Origin of the sequence: Hymenobacter gummosus, assembly GCF_003970915.1 — a bacterium.
GTDB classification, from domain to species: Bacteria; Bacteroidota; Bacteroidia; order Cytophagales; family Hymenobacteraceae; genus Solirubrum; species Solirubrum gummosum.
In genome coordinates, this window is record NZ_RXOF01000007.1 from 230,863 (window position 1) to 250,947 (window position 20,085).

The 20,085-nt window shown below is 67.1% G+C and carries 15 protein-coding genes; 4 read left to right on the forward strand and 11 right to left on the reverse strand.

All coding sequences use genetic code 11. The annotated features are described in order from the left end of the window. The first annotated feature begins 125 nt into the window (after positions 1 to 125). Positions 126 to 428 (forward strand): KGG domain-containing protein, encoded by a 303-nt coding sequence (locus EJV47_RS14270; protein WP_126693832.1) that lies wholly within the window; start codon positions 126 to 128, stop codon positions 426 to 428. Between the two features lie 119 nt (positions 429 to 547). On the opposite strand, the gene EJV47_RS14275 is transcribed toward EJV47_RS14270, so the two are convergent. Then, on the reverse strand, positions 548 to 1,435 hold the full coding sequence (locus EJV47_RS14275; RefSeq protein ID WP_126693833.1) for a cyanophycinase: 888 nt from the start codon (positions 1,433 to 1,435) through the stop codon (positions 548 to 550). A gap of 432 nt (positions 1,436 to 1,867) precedes the next feature. Further along, on the reverse strand, positions 1,868 to 2,320 hold the full coding sequence (locus EJV47_RS14280) for a RidA family protein (protein WP_126693834.1): 453 nt from the start codon (positions 2,318 to 2,320) through the stop codon (positions 1,868 to 1,870). A gap of 192 nt (positions 2,321 to 2,512) precedes the next feature. Between EJV47_RS14280 and EJV47_RS14285 the strand changes: the two genes are divergently transcribed. Both EJV47_RS14285 and EJV47_RS14290 read left to right on the forward strand, forming a co-directional pair. Beyond that, positions 2,513 to 3,322, forward strand: a complete 810-nt coding sequence (locus EJV47_RS14285; RefSeq protein WP_165903761.1) for an energy transducer TonB — start codon at positions 2,513 to 2,515, stop codon at positions 3,320 to 3,322. 83 nt (positions 3,323 to 3,405) lie between these two features. Continuing rightward, positions 3,406 to 4,950: a DNA integrity scanning protein DisA nucleotide-binding domain protein gene (locus EJV47_RS14290; protein WP_126693836.1), complete on the forward strand. Its 1,545-nt coding sequence runs from the start codon at positions 3,406 to 3,408 to the stop codon at positions 4,948 to 4,950. A gap of 10 nt (positions 4,951 to 4,960) precedes the next feature. Here the strand turns inward: EJV47_RS14290 and EJV47_RS14295 are convergent, their stop codons facing one another. The 3 genes from EJV47_RS14295 to EJV47_RS14305 all read right to left on the reverse strand — a co-directional run bounded on the left by EJV47_RS14295 (position 4,961) and on the right by EJV47_RS14305 (position 8,667). Then, the gene (locus EJV47_RS14295; RefSeq protein ID WP_126693837.1) at positions 4,961 to 6,784 is read right to left on the reverse strand and encodes a WG repeat-containing protein; all 1,824 of its coding nucleotides are present in this window, start codon (positions 6,782 to 6,784) and stop codon (positions 4,961 to 4,963) included. An 85-nt stretch (positions 6,785 to 6,869) separates the two neighbouring features. Next, a complete protein-coding gene (locus EJV47_RS14300; RefSeq protein ID WP_126693838.1) occupies positions 6,870 to 7,886 on the reverse strand; it encodes an MBL fold metallo-hydrolase in 1,017 nt (338 codons plus the stop codon). A gap of 268 nt (positions 7,887 to 8,154) precedes the next feature. Further along, positions 8,155 to 8,667 (reverse strand): DUF4442 domain-containing protein, encoded by a 513-nt coding sequence (locus EJV47_RS14305; RefSeq protein ID WP_126693839.1) that lies wholly within the window; start codon positions 8,665 to 8,667, stop codon positions 8,155 to 8,157. A gap of 132 nt (positions 8,668 to 8,799) precedes the next feature. Here EJV47_RS14305 and EJV47_RS14310 point away from each other — a divergent pair, with 132 nt between their 5' ends. Beyond that, positions 8,800 to 9,309, forward strand: a complete 510-nt coding sequence (locus tag EJV47_RS14310) for a hypothetical protein (protein WP_126693840.1) — start codon at positions 8,800 to 8,802, stop codon at positions 9,307 to 9,309. Between the two features lie 266 nt (positions 9,310 to 9,575). On the opposite strand, the gene EJV47_RS14315 is transcribed toward EJV47_RS14310, so the two are convergent. The 6 genes from EJV47_RS14315 to EJV47_RS14340 form a co-directional block, all read right to left on the reverse strand. Next, the gene (locus EJV47_RS14315) at positions 9,576 to 11,561 is read right to left on the reverse strand and encodes a DUF3857 domain-containing protein (protein WP_165903762.1); all 1,986 of its coding nucleotides are present in this window, start codon (positions 11,559 to 11,561) and stop codon (positions 9,576 to 9,578) included. Between the two features lie 44 nt (positions 11,562 to 11,605). Then, on the reverse strand, positions 11,606 to 13,558 hold the full coding sequence (locus EJV47_RS14320) for a DUF3857 domain-containing protein (protein WP_126693842.1): 1,953 nt from the start codon (positions 13,556 to 13,558) through the stop codon (positions 11,606 to 11,608). A gap of 55 nt (positions 13,559 to 13,613) precedes the next feature. Further along, positions 13,614 to 16,973 carry a toxin-antitoxin system YwqK family antitoxin gene (locus EJV47_RS14325; protein ID WP_126693843.1) on the reverse strand — a complete coding sequence of 1,120 codons (3,360 nt, stop codon included), beginning with the start codon at positions 16,971 to 16,973 and terminating at the stop codon, positions 13,614 to 13,616. Positions 16,974 to 17,087: 114 nt separating this feature from the next. After that, on the reverse strand, positions 17,088 to 17,645 hold the full coding sequence (locus EJV47_RS14330) for a PPC domain-containing DNA-binding protein (protein ID WP_126693844.1): 558 nt from the start codon (positions 17,643 to 17,645) through the stop codon (positions 17,088 to 17,090). 357 nt (positions 17,646 to 18,002) lie between these two features. Continuing rightward, on the reverse strand, positions 18,003 to 19,253 hold the full coding sequence (locus EJV47_RS14335) for a DUF4097 family beta strand repeat-containing protein (RefSeq protein WP_126693845.1): 1,251 nt from the start codon (positions 19,251 to 19,253) through the stop codon (positions 18,003 to 18,005). Between the two features lie 31 nt (positions 19,254 to 19,284). Further along, complete coding sequence (locus EJV47_RS14340) at positions 19,285 to 20,034, reverse strand: hypothetical protein (RefSeq protein WP_126693846.1); 750 nt, start codon at positions 20,032 to 20,034, stop codon at positions 19,285 to 19,287. Positions 20,035 to 20,085 lie beyond the last annotated feature (51 nt).

Genomic DNA, 20,085 nt, shown 5'->3' on the forward strand with positions numbered 1-20,085 from the left:
AAAGCGGTAAAAATGCCCGTAAAGGCCATTTTTCGCTCGTCAAACCCGGCGCCGACTGCGGCCCGGCCGTTAAGAAGCCCACAGACATTAATCTCATTTTCCACAACCCCAACACTTCGACCAACATGGCAACCAACAATCAATCCTCCCGCGGCGCCGAATCCAACCAGCGCGCCCAGGCCGGCCGCCTCGGGGCCGAAGCCACCAACAACCAAGTCAAAACGCAGAGCAGCGGCACCAGCCGCCGCGGCTTCGCCAGCATGGACCCGGCCGAGCAGCGCCGTATTGCCTCCGAGGGTGGCAAAGCCTCGCACGCCAGCGGCCGCGGCCACGAGTGGACCTCCGCCGAAGCCCGCGAAGCCGGCCGCAAGGGCGGGCAGAGCAGCAGCCGCAGCAGCCAGAAAGCCGGCAACAACAAGCAAGCTTAATTCTCCCTCCTCTTTTTTCACTGCTTCGCCTCCCCCACTTCCGGCTGAGCTATGAAACGCAACCGGCCCCCGGAGCTTCTCCGGGGGCCGATTTTTTGGTGGCAGCAGGGCCGGGCAGCTTAGCCGAACTGGTGCTCCTGCACGGGCAGGGTGTACCGCTCGCCGCGGGCCAGCAAATCCACCTGCAGGTTGCGGATGGAAAACACCTCCCCGGGCTTGATTTGGTGAATGGTGTTGCCCTGGCAGTGGCGCCCGTCGACCACCACCACCATGCCGTTGCCGATAACTTCCATTTCCCGGCCTTCGGTGACTACTACGGCCGTGTCTTCCTCCAGCCCCAGCCCGATGCAGCCGGGGTTGGTGGCAATGATTTGGGCCATGCGCACGATGCGCCCCCGGGCCACAAAGTGCGTGTCGATGGCCACGTCGTGCATGAACTGCAGGCCGGTGGTCACGTGAATTTCGTCCTTGAGGAAGCCCGCGTCGTTGCGGCCCTGGTAAATCATCGGCGTCGACATGGCCGCCGCACCGGCCGAAGTACCGGCAATGACGAACTGGCTGTGCGCGTAGCGCTCCTTGAGGCGCCGGATCAGTTCGGTACCGCCCAGGATGGCCGTCAGGCGCAGCTGGTCGCCGCCGGTAAACATTACGCCGGCGGCTTCGTCGACCAGGCGGATGCACTCTTCGCTGTTGGCTTCGTCGCGGGTCTGGATGTTGAGCACCTCCACCCGCTCGACGCCCAGTGCCCCAAAGGCCTTGATGTAGTCCTGCCCGGCTTCCTGCGGCTCTTCGGAGGCCGTCGGGATGACCAACACGGGGCCGTTGCCCCGGAGTTCGTCCACAAAGCGCTTCAGAATGCCCTCGGTGGCAAACTCTGCCCCGCCATCGTCGGCCAGGGGTTCATTGGATTTCTGCTCGTGCCCCCCGATGGCAATGAGCGTGCCCTTGGGTTCCGGGCAATAGGCGGAGGCGGGGCGATGCGGCGCTGTTTTTTTGCTTTTGGACATAGCCAAGTGAGGTAAAAAAATTGAGCGGCATTCCCGTATACGCAGCCGCCCCGCATACTGCCGACTGTCGGGCGGTCAGATGTGGCCCGTGCGCCGCTTGGCCGCTGCGTTATCCATTTCGCTATCAGCTTCACCAGTGGCAGCGCGCCCCCACCGGCCAATATGATAATTACGCGTTTTCCGGCCGCACATTCCGTATTAACCGCTATGCCGCCGGGGCCGCCCGGTGCGTTTAAGATACTGAGCTGGGTGCCCGCCTACACGTACGGCGGCGGGGTGGTTTTTCCTGACCTCCAGGGCACCCCGGCTAAGCCGGCGCCGGCCGGCTTCCCGCCGCCGTTTCGGTACTCAGCGAGGTGCCACAACCCGACGCAGGGCCGCCCGGAACAATTCCGAACGGCCCTGCTTTGGTGATGGAAGAATCCAGCCGGTTTACCGCTCTCCCACCCAGGCCACGCACTTCAGCTCAATGGCAATGGGCGTGGGCAGGCAGTTGATTTCGACGGTGGTGCGGCAGGGCTGGCTGCTGGCGAAATACTCGGCGTACAGGCGGTTGTAGGTGGCGAAGTCGTCCTTCATGTTCGTGAGGAACACGGTCACGTCCACCAGGTCTTCCCAACGGGCCCCGGCTTCCTCCACGATGTAGCGCACGTTCTGAAACACGGCGTGGCACTGGCTTTCGAAGTCGTAGCGCAGGATGCGGCCGGCGGCGTCCAGCTCCACGCCCGGAATGGCTTTCTGCCCGCGCTGCCGCGGCCCCACGCCGGAGAGAAACAGCAGGTTGCCCACGCGCCGGGCGTGCGGGTACAGGCCCACCGGCTCGGGGGCGCGCGAGGAATTCAGGGCCGAAGAATCGGTGGCGGGGGTGGCGTCGGGGGTGGTCATGGGCCGAAAATAGCTATTTTGGGTCTTGGGAGCTTGGGGGCTTAGGGTCTGGGGGCGTTTTGGGTTGTTGTTCCATTAATGCCGGGTACCGCCGCCTGCCTCTGGCCAACGTATTATCCGCTGCTCCGGTACGCCTACTCGGGCAGCCCCACAACCAAGCCCCCACACCCTCCTACCCTCATACCCTACCGTATGCGCCGTTTCCTCCGCCTGACTTTCCTCCTTGCCGCCCTCAGTACGGCCGCCGCTCCGGCCGCGCTGGCCCAGAAAACCAAGCTGAAATACCCCAAGCAGGAGCCCGCCGCCGACATTTACGACGCCACCGAAAAGCCCGCTGAGCCGCTGGGCGGCGCCGAAGCCTACGGCAATTACCTCGGCGACAAACTCAACTACCCCACCGCCGCCCTGCAGGCCGGCGTGCAGGGCACCGTGGAAGTAACCATGGTGGTGGAAAAAACCGGTGCTACCTCCAACTGGCAGGTCACCAAAAGCCTCTCGCCCGAGTGCGACGCCGAAGCCCTGCGCCTGGTGAAGGCCGGCCCGCGCTGGAAGCCCGCCGAGCACAAGGGCGGCGTGGTGCGCCAGCGCGTGACGCTGCCCATCTCCTTCCAGATTCCGGCCGGCGCCGAAGGCGCCAGCACCACCGCCACCGGCACCACGCAGCCCGGCGCCGCCCCCACCGAAGCTGGCCCCCAGGTCATCACGCCCGACGAGCCGGCCCGGCCCGTCAATGGTACTGAGGCCTGGTTTGAGTGGGTGCAGCAGGTGCAGCAGTACCCGGCCCAGGCCCGGCAGCGCAAGGTGCAGGGCAAGGTGATGATGGAATTTATGATTGAAAAAGACGGTTCGCTCACCAACATCAAGCCCGTCAAGCGCCTGGGCTCGGGCCTCGACGAAGAGGCCATCCGCATCGTAAAATTGAGCCCCAAGTGGCAGCCCGCAAAGTATAAGGGGGCCCCCATCCGTCAGAAGATGGTACTACCGATTCTGTTCCAGTTGTAGGTAGCCGCCCCGCCGTAGTATCCGCCGAAACATTTCGGGGCGCGGCGGGTACTTGTAGCACCATTCCTCCCCCACGCCGCCCCATGTTCAGCCCGCTACCCGTCGTCTCGCCCCACGCCATCATTGTGCCGCCGGCGGCCGAGTTTTCCATCTGGCCCTATCAGCACCGCTTTCAGCGGGCGGCGCAGCTCATGGCGGAGGGCATTTTCGACGACCTCGACGCCGAGCTGGCGCCCCACGTCATCCTCATCGGCATTCCGCTGGAGGGCGGCGCGGCCGTGTGCCTGGAGCCCGAAAGCTGCGGCCTGCCCCCCGAGGCGTTTACCAGCGTCATTGCCCGCGGGCAGTACCTGCGCCGCACCGAGTCGGACAGCTGGCCGGTGCGCGAGGGAGACACGGCCGAAATCCAGCGCCGGCGCCACGAGTTCAAGGGCATCAAGCTGGCCGTGCAGGAGGTGCTCGACGAGCTGACGCCCCGCAACGGTGCCCGCCGCTCCTTTGCCGGCTGGCCGGTGCTCATCGGCGACTTTTTCGTGGTGACGGTGCTACAGGTGCGCCGCAAGGCCCTGCGCCACCACCCCGCCCTGCGCCCCTACCGCTACTACACCGACGGCCGGCCGCTGGCTTCCTCGCTGATTGAGGCGGCCATCGTGCGCTTCAACGAGGAGTGCGTGAAGGCCCTCACGGAGCCCGAGCCCGGCGCCGGCCTGCTCACCCGCCCCCGCGACACTGACGAGGTGGTGCGCGCCGCCGGCAAGCTGCTGATGGACACGCCCGCCCAGGCCCTGGGCCTCGACCCGGCCGGCGCCAAGCTCTTCAACGTGCTGAACACGGTGTCGTCCTTGCGCTACGAGGGCACGGCCGGCGTGGGCCAGATGGTGCTGGCCCGCCGCGGCCACCCCAACGTGCAGGAAATCTTCGCCCTCACCTGTCCCACCCCGCTCAGCGACTACCGCGCCGTGCGCAAGCTGCTGCAGATGTCGACGCCCGACGTAAGCCTGCTGGCCGACGGTGAAAACGTGTACGCGCTGGGCCGCATGGTGGGCCAGTACGACGCCACCCGCGAGGATCTGTTCGTCATCAGCTTCCTGCACCACTACGTGTGGGAGCTGCGCCACGACGGGCAGGTGCTGGTGCGCGCCTCCTACGGCCAGCCCAGCCTGCCCCAGTCGCGCCTGAGCCGCTCGGAGTTTCGCCGGGGCCTGCGCCACACTTTCGGGGTGGCGGAGCCGGAGAAAGTGGAGCGGCTCTGGGACGTGCTGCTCGAAGCCAGCCGCCAGAAGCACGGCACGCTGGTGGTCATTACCACCGAAGCCCTGGCCGAGGCCGACCGCCTGAAGCTGCAGTGCACCCTCATCGAGCCGGTGCCACTGACCCCGCTCATCACCCGCCTGGTCACCGCCATCGACGGGGCCGTGCTCATCGACCCGGAATCCTACTGCTACTCCATCGGCGTGATTCTCGACGGCACCGCCTCGGGCCGGGGCTCCAGCACGCGCGGGGCGCGCTACAACTCGGCCCTGCGCTACGTGGAAAGCTCGCCCTACCCCTGCATGGCCATCGTGGTGAGCGAAGACGGCCTGGTCGACATCCTGACCAAAGACACGCTGCCCGCCCGGCACGAGTAGGCCCGCTGGCTTAGTTTTCCCAGAGCTGCCGGCCGCCGCGGGTGCGGTAACCCTGCGGGGTGCGCTCCAGCGCCGGCCGGCTCCAGCCCATAGTCGACCAGTTGTAGGGCCCGACGTCGGCCGGCAGGGTTTCGCCCTGCGCGTGTAGACGAAGCCGCTGCCCTTTCACCGTCACCACCAGCGCCTCGCCGCGGCTCAGGCCGTACACGGCCCCGCGCCACTGCTCCGGCCGCTTGTCGAAGCAGGGCTCGATAACCGTGCGGCCCGAGCGGAAACCGATGAGCCCGTAAGCGCCGCGGCGTTTCACGAGCAGCAGCACGCTGTCGGCGGGGGCAGTGACGTAGCTCGGGCCCCGGTCGAAGGCGTTGAACAGGCTCAGCGGGTCGGCGGCTTCGCCCCGCTCGTGCTGCTCACTCGAGTGGTTGTAGTAGCTCAGCTCGTCGTCCTGGGGCGGCAGCACCCAGCGGCCCAGCGTGTCGATGATGCCGCAGCGGCCGTGCTGGCGCACCAGGGCGCGGCCCTGCCAGAAGGCGCCGGCCTGCTGAAAGCGGCCCGGAAACGCCAGCCGCCCGTCGGGGCGCAGGTAGCTGATGGTGGCCGTGTCGGGGTATTCGGCGGTGTCGTAGTTGGAAGTACTCGGCTGCTGCGGACGTGGGGCGGCGCTGCGGCGGCGCAGCAGCCCGGCGGCATCGGCGGGGCTCAGCGGCTGGGGCGCCAGCGGCACCACAAAGCGGCCCAAGGAGTCGATGACGCCGTAGTGCAGCGTTTCCTGGCGCGTGGCTACCACCCAGAAGCGGCCGCGGCCGATTGCCCGGATACTCAGAAAGTCGCAGGGCGTCAGCTCCCGGCCTTCGAGCGTCAGCAGGCCGTAGCGGTGGTTGTATTGGCCGTCTTCCAGCGCCCAGGGCTGGGGCAGCCCGGCAGCGCGACAGGCCTCGTAGTCGGTCCAGTGCTCGGCGGCTCCGTGGCTGTCGTAAAGCACCAGGCCGGGCGTGAGCGGCTTGAGGGCGTAGTACTGGTAAGCGGTGAGGCGGCGGCCCCGCTCGTCGAACAGCGCCTGCCGCCCGCCGTACCGGTAGCGGGTGCGGGGCTGCTGGCGCTGGTCGCCGCAGCGGCCCCGCACCCACATCAGGCGCTTGGGCCGCAGCCAGTCGACTTTCCGGGCGGCAAAGCGGTAGGGCTGCCGCTCGTTAAAGCTGTGCTCCAAACCGTAGCGCCGCCCGTTGCGCAGGCGCCCGGGCACCCGGGGTAGTTGCGGCTCGATGGGCCGGACCAGCCGGCGGCCCTGGCTTCGGGGCTCGTCCAGCAGCCGCGGCTGCACCACCAGCAGCTCGGGCTGCCCGCGGTGCCCGGCCCGCTTCACCGCCCGGTAGCGGCCCGTCGAGTCGGTCACGATGGCCTGGGCCGCCTCCGCCACCAGCTGTTCGCCGCGGGCGTTGAGCAAGTAGCTGCGGGCGGCGCGCGGCGGCTGGTTGTGGCTCCGGGCCAGGCTCCACTGCATTTCGTTCTGCCCGTTGCGCAGCTCCCACCACACCATGCCGTAGCGCAGGTGCCACCAGGGCTGCCTGCCTTCGCCGGTGCGCAGCAGCAGTCCCTGCCCAAACAGCGGGGGCTCCTGCTCGAACTGCGGCTGAATCCAGACGCGGCCGGTGGTGTCGGCGTAGCCCCAGAGCTGCCCCTTGCGGTAAGGAACCAGGCCCCCGGGCGGCTCGGGCACCACCGGCAGCGCCGTCACGGGGCGCAGGGGCCAGCCGCCGGGCGGGGGCAGCTCCTGAGCCCGTAGCGTCAGCCCGAGCAGGTGTAGCAGCAATCCGAGGGTAAAGCCTTTAAGCATCAGTCTTTCATACTGGAACAGACTGATAAAGATAACCCGCCGCCGACTTTCGAACCTGTCGGCGACTCATCCCCGGCGGCCGTCTTTACGCCGTTACCGCGGCTTTCCGCTCCCACCAGCCCGAAATCAGCCCGGCCGGCTCCACGGCCGTGGGCACGCCCGGCACGGGCAGCAGCAGCGGAATACCGGCCGCGGCGGCCAGCTGCTGCACCTGCTCCACCGGCTCGCGCCAGGCGTGGAAGGCCAGGTTGAAGGTGCCCCAGTGAATCGGGAGCAGCACCCGGCCGCGCAGGGCCTGGTGGGCTTGCACGGCGTTTTCGGGCCCCAGGTGAATGTCAGGCCAATCCTCCCCGTAGGCCCCGACTTCCAGCATGGTCAGATCGAACGGGCCGTACTGCTGGCCGATTTCGGTGTGCCCAGCGAGGAAGGGCCCGGTGTCGCCGCCGAAGAATACGCGGTGCGCGGGGCCCTGCAGCACGTAAGAGGCCCACAGCGTCTGATTCTGGCCCGTCATGCCCCGGCCGGAGAAGTGCCGGGCCGGCACGGCCGTCACGCGCAGGCCGGCCACTTCGGCCGCGTCGGTCCAGTCCAGCTCCCGCACCTGCGCCGCCGCGAAGCCGGCAGCGGTGAAGTAGCGGCCCACGCCCAGCGGGCAGAGCACCGGCACGGTGGGCTGCAGGCGGGCCAGCTGGCGCAGGGTAGCCGGGTCGAGGTGGTCGTAGTGGTCGTGCGACTGGATGATGAGGTCGAGCGGGGGCAGGTCCTGCAGGGCCAGCGGCACCGGGAAAAACCGCTTGCCGAAGCCAAAGGGCAGCGGCGAGGCGTAGCCGGCCCACATCGGGTCGGTGAGGATGCGGCGGCCGTCCAGCTCCAGCAGCACGGTGCTGTGGCCCAGCCAGGTCACGCGCAAGTCGGCGGCGGGGCCGGCGTAAGCGCTGGCGTCGGTGCGGAAGGGCGGCAGCGCCGGCCGGGGCACGCGCTCCTCCGGGCCGCGCAGCAGCCGCCAGACGGTGGCTATAGTATTGCCCTGCAAGCCGCTGGCGGTGGGTACGGGGTTCTGAAAAGTGGCACCATCACGACGGGCGCGCTGCAACAGGGACATAGCGGAGCGGATAACCGGCCGGCAACGGGCCGCCGGATTTACCGGGGCAGACGCAGGAGGCAGGGAAATACTTTGTGCTGCTGAATAAAGTCCGTCATCCTGCACCAACGACAAAAGCGCAGCCACTAACGCCAGGGCGTTGGTGGCTGCGCTTTTGTCGTTGGTGCTCAACTCAAGTCAGAGCATTGTTGTCAGCGGCGGTGCAGGGTAGGAGGAAGGTCCTTCGCTGCACTCAGGATGACGTTCTTTTTCTCCGCAACTGCTGATTCTAGCGCTTTTTCGCCCGGAACGACCAGGTGATGCGGAACACGGCCACGACGTCGCCGCTGGCGTCGCGGCCGGTGCTGGTGGCCTGCACGGTGCGGCCTTCGCCGGTGGCGCGGCTTTCGGCCACGGCCTGGGCAATGGCGGCGCCGTCGGGGCACTCGAAGGCAATGCGCGTAACGGCCTTCTTCACGAAATCGGCCTCCAGGCCCACCACCAGCATGGACACTGGGCTGCCGGTGCTGGTGTGCATCATGGCCAGCACGCCGGAGGCCATTTCGGCGGCCATGCTCAGGCAGGCGAAATAGATGCTGCGGAACGGGTTTTGGGTGAGGTACTTGAAGGGCACCGTCACCGTAGCGGCGGCCAGCGTCAGGCTCTGCACCCGCACCCCGGCCAAGCCCGCGGCGGGCAGTCGAGTAAGCAGAAACAGCCGCTGCTTGAGCGGATTCAGCAGCTGGCGGCGGAATGCGGCCAGTTGGGGCGTATCGACGGGCGGGGCGGCGGGCGGGTTCATGGCTTCGGGCGGATGAGTGCTGCCGAAGATACGAAGACCCGGCAATTAGTCGGCATGCCGAATAGTTACCTAACCTGGTTTGCGCTTACCGCCTTCCTTTGCTTCTTTGCCGCCGTTACTTACCCGCCGACTATGCTGCCCCTATCCCACCCCGCGCCAACGCCCGCCGATACGGCCCTCACCGACCAGCTCATCCACTTCGTGCGCCGCATCGGCCTGACGGTGCGTGAAGCGCCATTGCCCGCCGATTCATTCCTGCCCGGCTTGCGCATCGAGGACGGGGCGCTGCTGGTCGACCGGCAGCGGCTGCGCTACCCCGGCGACATCCTGCACGAGGCCGGGCACCTGGCCGTGGTGCCGGCCAGCGTCCGCGCCGGCCTCGGCCCCAACATTGCCGATTACCGCTCCGCCGATGAGGCGCAGGGCGATGAAATAGCCGCCCAGCTTTGGAGCTACGCCGCCAGCGTGGCGCTGGAGCTGCCGTCCGCCGTGGTGTTTCACGCCGATGGCTACCACGGCTCCAGCACCTGGTTCGTGGAGAATTACCAGCGCGGCCAGTACCCCGGTTTGCCTCTGCTAGCCTGGATGGGCCTGACCACCAACGAGGATTTCCCGCGCATGACGCGCTGGCTGCGGGAGTAGGAGATTAGGTGATTAGGTGATTAGGTGATGAACGTCATCCTGAGCGCAGCGAAGGACCTTCCTCCTACCCTGCACCGACGCTGATACCAACGTGCAGGTGCTTTTTCGGTAGAACGACAAAAGCGCAGCCACTAACGCCAGGGCGTCGGTGGCTGCGCTTTTTACTACCCGCTGTGAAATAGCATCCGCACATTGGCATCAGCGGCGGTGCGGGCCGCGAGGAAGGTCCTTCGGCGTTGCCTCAGGATGACAGGCTTTTTCCTCGCCTACGCCCCTTTTTCCAGCACCAGCACTACTTTATTGAAGTTGGCGGAGGCGTTGATGACGTTGCGGAAGGCTTCGAAGTCCTTTTTCGGCCAGTATATCTGGTTGTAGCTTTCCTCGATTTGTACCGTCACTTTGCGCCCTTGCTGCTGGTAGCCGGAGTGGAAGTAGTACACCGGCTTGTCGGCGGGGCCGGCATCGGCTTTGATGTTGAGGTCGGCCAGGTTGCGGATGCGGTAGCCCTCGGGAATGTCGAAGGTGATGGTGCGGTTGAAGCGGTGGTTGTAGCTGTTTTCCACGTCCAGCTTGCGCTCCTCCTGCTGGTACAGGGACGACTGCGGCCCGATCAGCTCCCCGACTTTGAACAGGTACTTGGGCCCGGCGCGGTCGAGCACGGCGGCCGACTCCACGGTGGCGGCAATGGTGAAGGGGTGCTGCAGGGCGTTGCGGCCCGCCTCGCCGTTTTTCACGTCCAGGCTCTTAAACGTGGCGTCGGGCACCGAGCTTTTCACCAGTGCCTGCAGGGCCTCGGTGCGCTTGTCGGCGGGCAGCAGCGGGAAGAAGGGCTGAATGGCCTGGGCCTGGTAGCCGCCCATCAGGTGCGTGAGGGCCACGGTGGCCTTGTCCAGCGCCGGCGCGAAGGTCACGCTGATGTCCAGGTCGCTGGGGCTGAGGTCGGCGGCCAGGGCGGGCACCTCGCGCACCGTACCCACGGCCGACTCGGCCGCGCCCAGCTGCACCAGCTTCACCGACAACGCCTTGCTGGCCGTCCACTCGGCCGGAATCATGCCGTAGCGGTAGTCGGGGCGGCCGGGGGCCAGGTACTGCTTGGTGGTGGGGAAGTAGAAGGCGTAGTGGTCGAGCTGGTTCCAGGTGTCGAACTCGGCGTCGAAGGGCACCTCGCTGCGGTCCGACACCACCACTACCTCGTGCAGAATGTCGTGGGCGCGCAGCAGGCCGGCCAGCAGGCGGGCCATGCCCAGCTCCGAGGCCGTGCGGGTGCCCACCACCTGCGCCACCTGGTAGCTGCCCCCGCCCACGTTGATGGTCGACTTCACTGCTTGCTCCAGGGCCCGAATCTGCTCCTCCACCGGCAGGGAAGCCGCCACGCCGAGCTGTTTGTCGAACTTCTCCACGGCCTTTTTCTCGTCCTTGCTCAGCTCCCACACCTGCTGGTACACCAGCTGGCTGGCGTCGTTCCAAGTGAAGAGGCGGGTGCGGCCGCGCTGGGCCGAGTAGGCCAGCTTGAACTCCACCCGCATGCGCTGGGCGGCGGTGTGGGCAAAAGCTTCGTCGCGCAGGGCGGGCACGTCGGTGAGCTGCACGCGCAGGCGGCGCTTGCTGCCGCTCAGCGTGTCGACTTTGGCTTCGGGGCCGTGGTAGGTGCGCGCCTCATAAGTGACGCTGCGCGGGGCAATCAGCTCGAAATCCACGTCGTGGGCCGGCACGGTGTTCTGCAGCCACTCGCGGCCGAAGTAGTCGGCGCCCGATACGCGGGCGTACACGTACTCCACCTCGCTGCCCTTTTCCACGCCCTCCAGCGCGATGATGCGGTAGTTGCGCGGGCTGCCGTCGCCGTCCTTCAGCTCCTTCATGTCCTTTTCGGCCACTTCCACCACTTGCCCGCGCGGGCTGATGGTGCGGGCCCGCAGCTGCACCACCTCGCCCTCGATGGGCAGGTAAATCTTGTTGTACCGCTCGATGCCGTCGTCGGTATTGACGCGGATGATGCGGTGCTCCACGGTGTAGGTGACGGGCCGCTCCCCGGCGTAAGCGTACTCGTGGGCGGTGAAGTCGCGCAGGATAACGGCCGGCTGGCTTTCGTCGGCGGCCGTGATGGGCAGGCGCGCCTTGCGCTCCGGCCACTTGTAGTCGGCGTACGTGAGGTCGGCGGGCAGCTTGGTTTTGGCGCCCGTTTTTTGCGCCAGCGCGGGCAGCGCGGCGGCCGAGAGCAGCGCGGCCCCGAGCAGGGTAAATTGTCTAATCATACGCGGGAAAGCGGAGCACATGTAGCGCGAAGTTGTACTTCGCGCTACAGCGGCTTGCGTTTGAGGATGAGGGCGTCGCGGTAGGCTTCGCTGAGCTGGTCCACCACTTTGTTGTAGGCCGCAAACTGACCGGGCTCGAGCAGCAGGTAGTTCACGTACACTTCCTTGTCCTGCACCACCTTGTTGCCCTCGCGGCGGTAGCTGATGCGGAAACCGGCCACCGGGTCGTCGGCCTGCACGTTGGCGGGCAGGTGGCTCAGGTCGTAGCCGGCCGGAATTTCAAACTCGGTCTGCTGGCGGGAGTGGCGGCGGTATTCGTTGGCGCGGGGCAGGCGGCGGCGCTGCACGTCGATGCGGTCATTGGTTAGCTCCCGCTCCAGGTTCAGGTTCACGTACAGCTCGTCGTCGATGCGCTGCACGTAGTCTTCGAGGTGAAACTGGTAGTCCACCGTCAGCGGCTGCTCGGCCTCGGCCAGCCCGCCCACGGTGTACTTATCGACGAAGAATTTGTTGGAGCCGCGCTCCAGCATGCTGCGCACGGTGCGCTGCTGGGCGGTTTGGTCGGCGCCGCGCAGGGCGGCGGTGGCCCGGCCCCGGGCGTAGCCGGCCAGGCTCAGCTGCCCGCTGCCGCGCAGGGCGGTACCGTCGAGGGTGAGCTTGGTGGCGTCGCGGCGGGTGTTCTGCTCGCGCGTCACCACGGGCACCTCGGCCACGCGGCTGCGCTCCTTATCGAGGCCAATCAGCGCTTCTTTGCCCTGAATCATGGCCGTGGGCAGGCCAAAGGGGTTGTAGGGGTCGGTAGCGTCGAGGTACACCAGCTCGCCGCCGGGCCGCTCGTACACCGCAATCATGTGGTTGTCGACGCCGGGCGTGGCCAGCTCGGAGTAGCGGTAGGGCAGGTCGCGGGTACCAATCCAGGCCAGGTGCGAGTTCAGCCCGGCCAGCTGCAGCATGCCGTGGGTGAGGCTGGCCATGTCCTTACAGTCGCCGTAGCGGCGGGTGTACACGGCCGCGGGCGCGTGGGGCACGAAGCCGCGCATGCCCTGCTCGAAGGCAATGTAGCGCACGTGCTCCTGCACCCAGTGGTAGATGTTGCGGGCCTTGTCGTCGGGGGTTTTGGCGGTGGCCGTGAGCGAGTCGACGAGGTGCTTGAGCACCGGCGCGGGGGCGGGCTGGTCGAGGTCCTTCACGAAGGAACGGTAGAGCGTGTACAGCTCGGGCACGCCCGAGAGCATGCGCTGCGGGCCCTTGGCCGCCGGCACTTCCTCCACGAAGTACACCACGTGGGGCAGGTACCAGGCGTCTTCGGGCGCTTCATCGTCGGTGGGCGGGGCGGGCAGGTTGTCGGCCGACCAGCGGTAGACCACCGTGCTGCCCTTCTCTTCCTTGCTGAACTGCACCTTGGCCTGCTCGGCGCCGAAAAGCTTGTAGCTCAGCTTCACCGCCCGCGGGGCCGTCACCGTCAGCTCGGCGTGGCGCACGGGCACGCCGGTGGCGAAGTAAAACGGCTGCAGAAAGCGCGCGTCGCGGAAGCGCAGGGCGTAGTCACTGATGGTGCGGGCGCCGGGGCCGACGTTCGGATAGGTAAAGCGCGTGGTGCGCACGTCGTCGAAGAAGATGCCCGGCCGCACCTCGAACTGGTCCTGAAAGTGCTGCACTTTCTGGGTGCGGTAGCTCGTGCCGTTGGGTACCAGGGTCTTGGCCTCAATCTTCTGCAGCTTGGAGAAGTGCGAGCTGAACACCCGGTCGGCCGCGTAGGCGCCGGTGCCCTCGGCTACGTGCAGCAAGTCGTGGTGGTGCCGCCCGACCACGACCAGCGAGTCGCCGCGCAGCTCCAGGGTCACGTCCTGGCGGTACTCCAGGAACACGGCGGGCTGCCCCGGAAACTGCTCCTTGGCCTGGGCCAGCAGCTGCGCCGGCTGCTGGGCGCGGGCAGTCGGGCCGTTCAGCGCGGCCAGTCCCAGCGCGGTCAGAAAGGTCAGCCGACGGACGGCCACAACGGCTCCTTGCGGCGGCTGTTCCATCCGTTTAACATCCGTTCCCATCGGCGGTCTATTTGCTGCCATAGACGTAGTTGTTCCAGTAGATGTCGGTGTGCTCGGGCTTGCCCTGGGCGTTGTAGTACACGGTGGGGCCGCTCATTTCCCCGTTGCGCCAGCTTTCCGCCGATTGCAGGGTGCCGTCGGGGCGGAAGTAACGGCTGAGGCCGTGCAGCTCGTCGTGTTGGTAGCTTTCCTCCGCCAGCAGCTGGCCGGTGGCCGAGTAGCGCCGGTGCACGCCCACGTCGAGGCCGTCGCGCAAGGTCCACTCGCGGGCCAGCTGGCCGGTGCTGTGGTACACCCGACAGGTGCCGTCGAACACGCCGTTGCGGTAGGTTTCCTCGGCGGCCAGCTTGCCGTTGGCGAAGTAGCTTTTCACGGTGCCGTTCTGGCTGCTGAGGTCTTGCCAGGGCCCGGGCTGCCCGTTCGGCTGCAGGTGGCGCCAGGCCATGATGGTGCCGAGGTGGTAACGCTTTTCGTACACCAGCTGCCCGGCCTCATCGAAGGTGCGCACGTCGCCGTGCAGGTCGCCGTCGCGGTAGGTTTCCCGGCTGGCCACCTGGCCATTCGGGTGGTAAGTGGTCCACTCGCCCTGCCGGTTGCCGCTTTCGAAGCTGCCCTTGCGCTGCAGCTGCCCGTCGGCGTGGTAGTATTTCCACTCCCCGACTTCCTCGTCGTTCAGGTAGCTGCCCTCGGTGGCCAGCTTACCCGAGGCGAGGTAGCGCCGGTAGGCCCCGTCGCGCTGGCCGTTGCGCATGGGCACGGTGGTTTGCACCTGCCCCGAGGGGAAGTACCACTCGTTGCCGGTGTACAGGCCGCAGTTGAGCTTGATGCGCAGGCGCGGCTTGCCCGAGGGGTAGTTCAGCACGTAGCCGTCGGCGTCGGGCTTGAGCTGCACGTCGGCCAGGGCCCGGCCCACGGAGTCGTACTCGATGATGTGGGTGGGCAGGGTGGCCTTGGTCCACACCTCGCCGGTGAGCTTGCCGGTGGGCGAGTAGGTGCGGTTCAGCCCGTTCCGGTCGCCCTGGTAGAAGCCGTATTCCTCGCTCAAGGAGCCGTCGGGGTAATACTCGCGCCACTGGCCGTGGGCCTGCCCGTGCACAAACCAGCCGTCCTGGCGCAGCACCCCGTCGGCGGCGTACTGCTCGAAGCGGCCGTGCTTTTCGCCCGCCACGTAGGTGGTGCGGGTTTTCACCTTGCCGTTGGGGTGGTAGGTTTCCTGCACGCCGTCCTGCTGGTCGTTGAGGTAGCGGCGGCGCTCCGAGGGCTGGCCGTGGCGGTACACGTAGGTCCACTCGCCGTGCATCAGGCCCTGGCGGTAGGCGCCGCTGTAGTAGGGCGTACCGTCGGGCCGCAGGCCGCGCACGTTGGCGTCGGCGTTGCCCACGGTATTCTGCTGCAGGGGCTTGCCCTGCTTGTCGAAGTACACCGACTTGCGCGCCCGGTCGTGCTCGTAGCTGATTTCGCAGAAGAGCACCCCGTCCACGTCGTAGTCGCGGAACGTGCCGTGCAGCTTGCCGTCCTTGTCGTAGTTGTTCTCCATCGACAGCTTGCCGTCGGCGTAGTAGGTTTTCCACTGGCCGGTGCGTTTGCCCTTGCTGAAGGTGCCCGTTTCGCGCACCTGCCCGTTGGGGAAGTAGTCGGTGCACAGGCCGTGCAGCTCCCCGTTCAGGCGCTGGGCGCGGCGCTCCACGCGCTTGCCCGGCCCGCCAAAGTAGGTTACCGCCTCGCCGCTCATCTGCCCGCCGCTCATGGTGGCGTCGCCCTCGGGCGTGCCGTCGGAGTAGAAGCCGCTTACCAAGCCCTCGGTTTTGTCGAGGCGGTAGGTGCCGCGCTCCTCCACCTGCCCGTTGCTGTAGTAGCGCACGAAAGCGCCTTCCATCTGGCCGGCGTCGTTGTAGCGCCGCTCCTCGCGCAGGGCGCCGCAGGGGTGATAAATCTTCGCCAGGCCCGTCGGCTCGCCGTTGCGGTAAGTAGCCTCGATTTCAAGCTTGCCCGAGTCGTAGTACTGGCGGTAGCTGCCGCTGAGCTTGCCCCGCTCGTAGCTGCTTTCGCGCAGCAGGGTGCCGTCGGGGTTGAAGTAGCGCCAGGGGCCGGTTTTTTCGCCGGCGGCGTAGCTGCCCTCGGCCGCGGGGTTGCCCTGCTCGTCGTAGTACTGCCAGAAGCCCTCGTTCATGGGCTTGCCGGCGGCGTCGCGGCGGGCGTCGCCCAGGCCGCTCAGCTCCCCGGAGTCGTAAAACCAGGCCTCCACCCGCGTGGGCTTGCCGTTGCGCTCCACCATCTGAAAGTCGCGCAGCAAAGCCAGCTTGTTGTGCCCGTCGGTCAGCAGCTTGCGCACCTTGGGCAGGTTGCCCTTTACCCACTTGCCGGCCTTGGGGTCGTCGGCCGAGCACAGGATGAGGTAAGTGAAGGTGGTCAGGTTGTCGCCCTGGCGCAGCATTTCCACTACAGGGCCGTAGGTACGCTGCCAGAAATCGGCCGAAGCCTCGTCCTTGGCCAACGGAAATTTCTCCACCAGCAGCTGGGTCTGCTTCACCACGGCGGCCTGGAAGTTCACCGGGCTGCGGTAGTCCTTGCGCAGGGCTACCCGCGCGGTCAGCAGCTGGTCCAGCTCAGCAAAGGCGTCGTTGGGCGTGGTCGAGGCCCGCTTGTCCTTGTCCGCCACCTCCAGGCTGCCCATCGACAGCTGCTCGGCCGTGAGCAGGGTACTTTTGCTGCGGCCGCCTTCGGGCTCCAGCATCAGGCTGGTAACGAGGCCCAGCAGGGCGTGGGCGGGGTGCCCTTGGTTTAGCTCCAGGTGGGCCAGCTGCAGGTGGCTGGAGGCGTGCAGGGGCCGCAGCTCCAGCCCGCGCTGGTACGAGGCCGCGGCGGCGGCCGTCTTATCGGTCTGCCCGGCCAGGGTTACGGCCTGGTTGAACCACAGGGAGCCGGCGTAGGGGTAGCGTTTCAGGCCGGTCTGGAAGGTAGCCAGGGCTTTATCCACCTGCTTAAGCTCCTCCAGGGAGTTGGCCAGTGCGGCGTAGGGCGAGGGGCTGCGCATGCCCAGATCGAGGGCGCGCTGGGCGGCCACGGCGGCTTCGGCGTACTGCTCGTTGGCCCAGTACGACAAGGCCAGCTCGCCCTGCACGTCGGCGTAGGCCGAGTCGCTGGGGGCCACGCGCAGGTAAGTGGCAATGGCGCTGCCGTACTCGTTCTTGTCGTGCAGGGCAATGCCCTGGCGCAGCGCCTCGCGGCCGACGAGCGGCAGCTCATTGGCCGGGCCGCTGGCCGGGCGGAAGGCGGTGGCGGGTACGGGGGCCGCCGAGGGCTGGGCGGCGGCACTCAGGGCGAGCAGACTAAGCAGCAGGGTGGAACCGGCGTAGCGGTGGGGCATAGAAAACAAGTCGAAAAAACACCAGAATCTACCCGCCGTCAACGCGCGTCGGCACGCGGATATTACTACAATAATACTAGGAAAACGGGAGCAAATTGTACAGCTCCAACCCACTTATTTTTTCCCGCGTCCCGGCTTTTTGGTAGCGGATTTGGCGGGTGCGGCCGGGTATACGGCCAGCTCCTGGTAGCCGAAAGTGGGGTCGGTTTCGCGCCGGAATTCCACCTCATCGAGCACGGCCAGCACCAGCTCGGCGGTGGTGTACACCAGGCAGCCATCGAGCAGATGCCCGCCGATGGTGCGCCCCGTCGAATCGGCTACCGACAGGTGCAGGTGGCTGCCCGCCGCGCCCAGCGTGCCCACCAGCGACACGATTTCGAAGTGCCCGCGCAGCACCGTGGGGCCTTCCTGGTTGGCCAGGCGCAGGGTCACCTGGGTGAGGCTGCCCACGCAGGTCAGCACGGCGCCGGCGGGCAGCGGGTGGGTTTTGGCCAGGGCCGTGAGCTGCTGCCGCAAATCCTGGCCCGGCCGCAGCCGCAGGCTGAGCGTGTGCATGCGCGAAGGTTGCCCGACAACGGGCGCAACGGCGGGGGTAGTCATGGCGGCGGAAGTTTGGGCCAGCGCGGCCGCACTAAGCAGGCAGCCGGCCCCGGCAAGGAACAGAAAACGCATGCGGCTAAGGTAGCGCGGCAGCTCCTTCCCAGTCATCCTGAGCGGAGCAAAGCGGAGTGAAGAAGCTTGCTCCCGCCCTGCACCAGCGCTGACAGCAATGCTCCTTAGTTGACCAGAACAATAAAAGAAAAGCGCAGCCACCGCCGCCCACACGATTGGGCGCCAGCGGCTGCGCCTTGCAGCCGGTGCAGGGCGGGAGGAAGTTCCTTCGCTCTGCTCAGGATGACGGGCTGATTTTCTTTATTCCCAATTCCTCCCAAAACAGAAAAAGCCGGTTGCAGCCGGCTTTTTCCCTTCACTCCGCGCTTCCTGCCTTTTCCGAAGCAGTCCGAGCGGCAAATCCTTCCGTGGGGTCTATCAGCGGTTGAAGCTCACGCTGCTGTAGCGGGCCTTGATGTTGACGTTGCCGCCGGGCTTGGCCTGCGCGGCGCCGTACTGGCCCTGCATTTCCGTCAGGGAGGGGCTGTTTTCCTCGCTGCGCACTTTCACCAGGCGCTTGTCCATCAACACCTTACCATTCTCCGAATTGACATCAAAGGTAAAGCCCGCGTCGTCGGGGAAGTTCAGCAGAATGGTGCTGTAGCCCCCGTCGAGGCTGATGCGGCGGAAGTTGCGGCCGGTGGTGCGCACCTCGAAGGCCGGGCAGTACTGCACCTTCATGTCGAGCTGCTCGCCCACTTTGTCGATGCTGAAGCGGGAATAGCCGGTCGAGCCCTGCAGGTTGTACACCGTGCCCAGGTTCACGTCGCCGTACTTGCTGTGCACGGCCAGGCTCTGCACCGTGCCCATGTCGATGTCGGAGCCGTTGTTGCGCAGCTCCACCGTCTGGGCCTCTTCCAGCCGCAGCCGCGAGTGGTTGGCCTCGATGGTGGCCTGCCGGGCGTAGGGCAGCACGGCGGCGCCGTTGTTGAGTCGCACGCTGTTGCGGGGCCCGTCGAGGCGGCCGGTGCGCAGGCTGCCGTAGCACACGGCCAGGTCGGCGTTGCCGGTCAGGTCGCCGGTCAGGCTCACGTCGCCGAAGGAGTTGCGCACCTTCAGCGGCGTGCTTTTAGGCATCCAGATGGTGTAGTTGATTTCGTAGATGCGCTGGCGGCTCCAGCACTCCTTGGGCATTTCGCCCAGCTGGGTTTTCATCAGCAGGGCGCCTTCCTGGCCGGCGGGCTCCTGCATCAGCACCTGAATCATGTCGAGCAGGCGCTGGGCTTTGTCGTCCTCGTCGGCGCGGGCCACGATGTTGACTTCGGCCTTGATTTCGTCGCGCGTCCAGGTGTTTACCTGCACCCGGCCGTAGCGCGTTTCCACCGTCAGCGGGCGGCCGGCGCCGGCCTTGAAGGTCCGGGTGATTTTGCGGGTCTTCTCGGCCGTGAAGGTGCCGTTGTTGTCGGGCTCGGGCTGGCCGCCGTTCTGCTGCTGCGGCCCGTCGGGCTGCTGCTGAAACAGGGCGTCGGCGGCCTGGTCCCAGTACCGGTCGGCCGCCGGGGGGCAGGGCGGCGCGTAGCCAGCGGCTACGGCTGCCGGGCGCGTCTGGGCGGCCAGGGGCCCGGTCGTGGCGACCAGGGCGGCCAGTGCCAGGGCACCGTGCGTAAGGGGGCGGAGAATTGAGCGCATGGGTGGGGCGAGCAGCAGGTAAGCGGGGAAATTACTTATCGGCGGCGAGGGAGTAGGCGTCGTCGTGGTACTGGCGAATCTGCTCCCGGGTGCGCAGCTGCTGGTTCAGGATGCTCAGGCGCGTCTGCAGGTTCTGGTTCATGGCGTCCAGCACCGCGTTGGGGTCGGGGTTCTGGTACAGCTCGGTGCGCAGCTGCTGGTACGAAGAGTCCAGGGCCACCAGCTCTACTTTCCAGTCGGCGGCCTGGGGCACGGTGCCGGGGGCGGCAGTGGCGTCTGCCTGCTTCAGCTCATTCTGCTTTTCCAGAATCTGGGCGGCGTAGTAGGCTTCCATGCGGCGCACGGCGGCGTTCAGGCGGCGGGCCGGCGAGTTGGTGCCCACCGTCATGGCCTCGGGTGAGCCGAGGGCCTCGGCCACGGCGGCCGGCTGCGGGTCCAACTCGTTGACCAGTTCGGTGCTCGTATCGGCGCTGGCCAGGGTACCGGCGGTGCCAGCCTGGTCGGCGCGGCGCAGGCCGTAGCCGCCGGCTACCAGCGTCAGGGCCACGGCGGCCGCGGCGGCGTAGCGCTGCCAGCCGAAGCCGGGCGCAGCTTTGGGTTCGGGGGTGGCGGGTGCGGGCGGGTTCAGCGGCAAGACGTGGGTGGGCGTCTCGTCGTCTTGGTCGGCCGGCGCATCCAGGCGGGCTTCGATGGCGTCCCAGAGGTCGAGACGCGGCTCGAAGGCGTCGAAGTCGGCGCGGTTGCGCTCGACGAAGGCCTCAAGTCCGGAGTTGGGTTTCATGACAGTCATGTTCTTTCGCACGGGGCTCCCCGCGGCCGGGGCGCTGATTGG

What these genes read in the sequence shown, in the direction of transcription:
- EJV47_RS14310 (WP_126693840.1), top strand. Translation starts at nt 8,800, where the DNA reads ATGCTGCCCCTATCCCACCCCGCGCCAACGCCCGCCGATACGGCCCTC.
- EJV47_RS14300 (WP_126693838.1), bottom strand. Translation starts at nt 7,886, where the DNA reads ATGTCCCTGTTGCAGCGCGCCCGTCGTGATGGTGCCACTTTTCAGAAC.
- EJV47_RS14340 (WP_126693846.1), bottom strand. Translation starts at nt 20,034, where the DNA reads ATGAAACCCAACTCCGGACTTGAGGCCTTCGTCGAGCGCAACCGCGCC.
- EJV47_RS14290 (WP_126693836.1), top strand. Translation starts at nt 3,406, where the DNA reads ATGTTCAGCCCGCTACCCGTCGTCTCGCCCCACGCCATCATTGTGCCG.
- EJV47_RS14295 (WP_126693837.1), bottom strand. Translation starts at nt 6,784, where the DNA reads ATGCTTAAAGGCTTTACCCTCGGATTGCTGCTACACCTGCTCGGGCTG.
- EJV47_RS14315 (WP_165903762.1), bottom strand. Translation starts at nt 11,561, where the DNA reads ATGATTAGACAATTTACCCTGCTCGGGGCCGCGCTGCTCTCGGCCGCC.
- EJV47_RS14305 (WP_126693839.1), bottom strand. Translation starts at nt 8,667, where the DNA reads ATGAACCCGCCCGCCGCCCCGCCCGTCGATACGCCCCAACTGGCCGCA.
- EJV47_RS14280 (WP_126693834.1), bottom strand. Translation starts at nt 2,320, where the DNA reads ATGACCACCCCCGACGCCACCCCCGCCACCGATTCTTCGGCCCTGAAT.
- EJV47_RS14335 (WP_126693845.1), bottom strand. Translation starts at nt 19,253, where the DNA reads ATGCGCTCAATTCTCCGCCCCCTTACGCACGGTGCCCTGGCACTGGCC.
- EJV47_RS14285 (WP_165903761.1), top strand. Translation starts at nt 2,513, where the DNA reads ATGCGCCGTTTCCTCCGCCTGACTTTCCTCCTTGCCGCCCTCAGTACG.
- EJV47_RS14330 (WP_126693844.1), bottom strand. Translation starts at nt 17,645, where the DNA reads ATGCGTTTTCTGTTCCTTGCCGGGGCCGGCTGCCTGCTTAGTGCGGCC.
- EJV47_RS14270 (WP_126693832.1), top strand. Translation starts at nt 126, where the DNA reads ATGGCAACCAACAATCAATCCTCCCGCGGCGCCGAATCCAACCAGCGC.
- EJV47_RS14275 (WP_126693833.1), bottom strand. Translation starts at nt 1,435, where the DNA reads ATGTCCAAAAGCAAAAAAACAGCGCCGCATCGCCCCGCCTCCGCCTAT.
- EJV47_RS14325 (WP_126693843.1), bottom strand. Translation starts at nt 16,973, where the DNA reads ATGCCCCACCGCTACGCCGGTTCCACCCTGCTGCTTAGTCTGCTCGCC.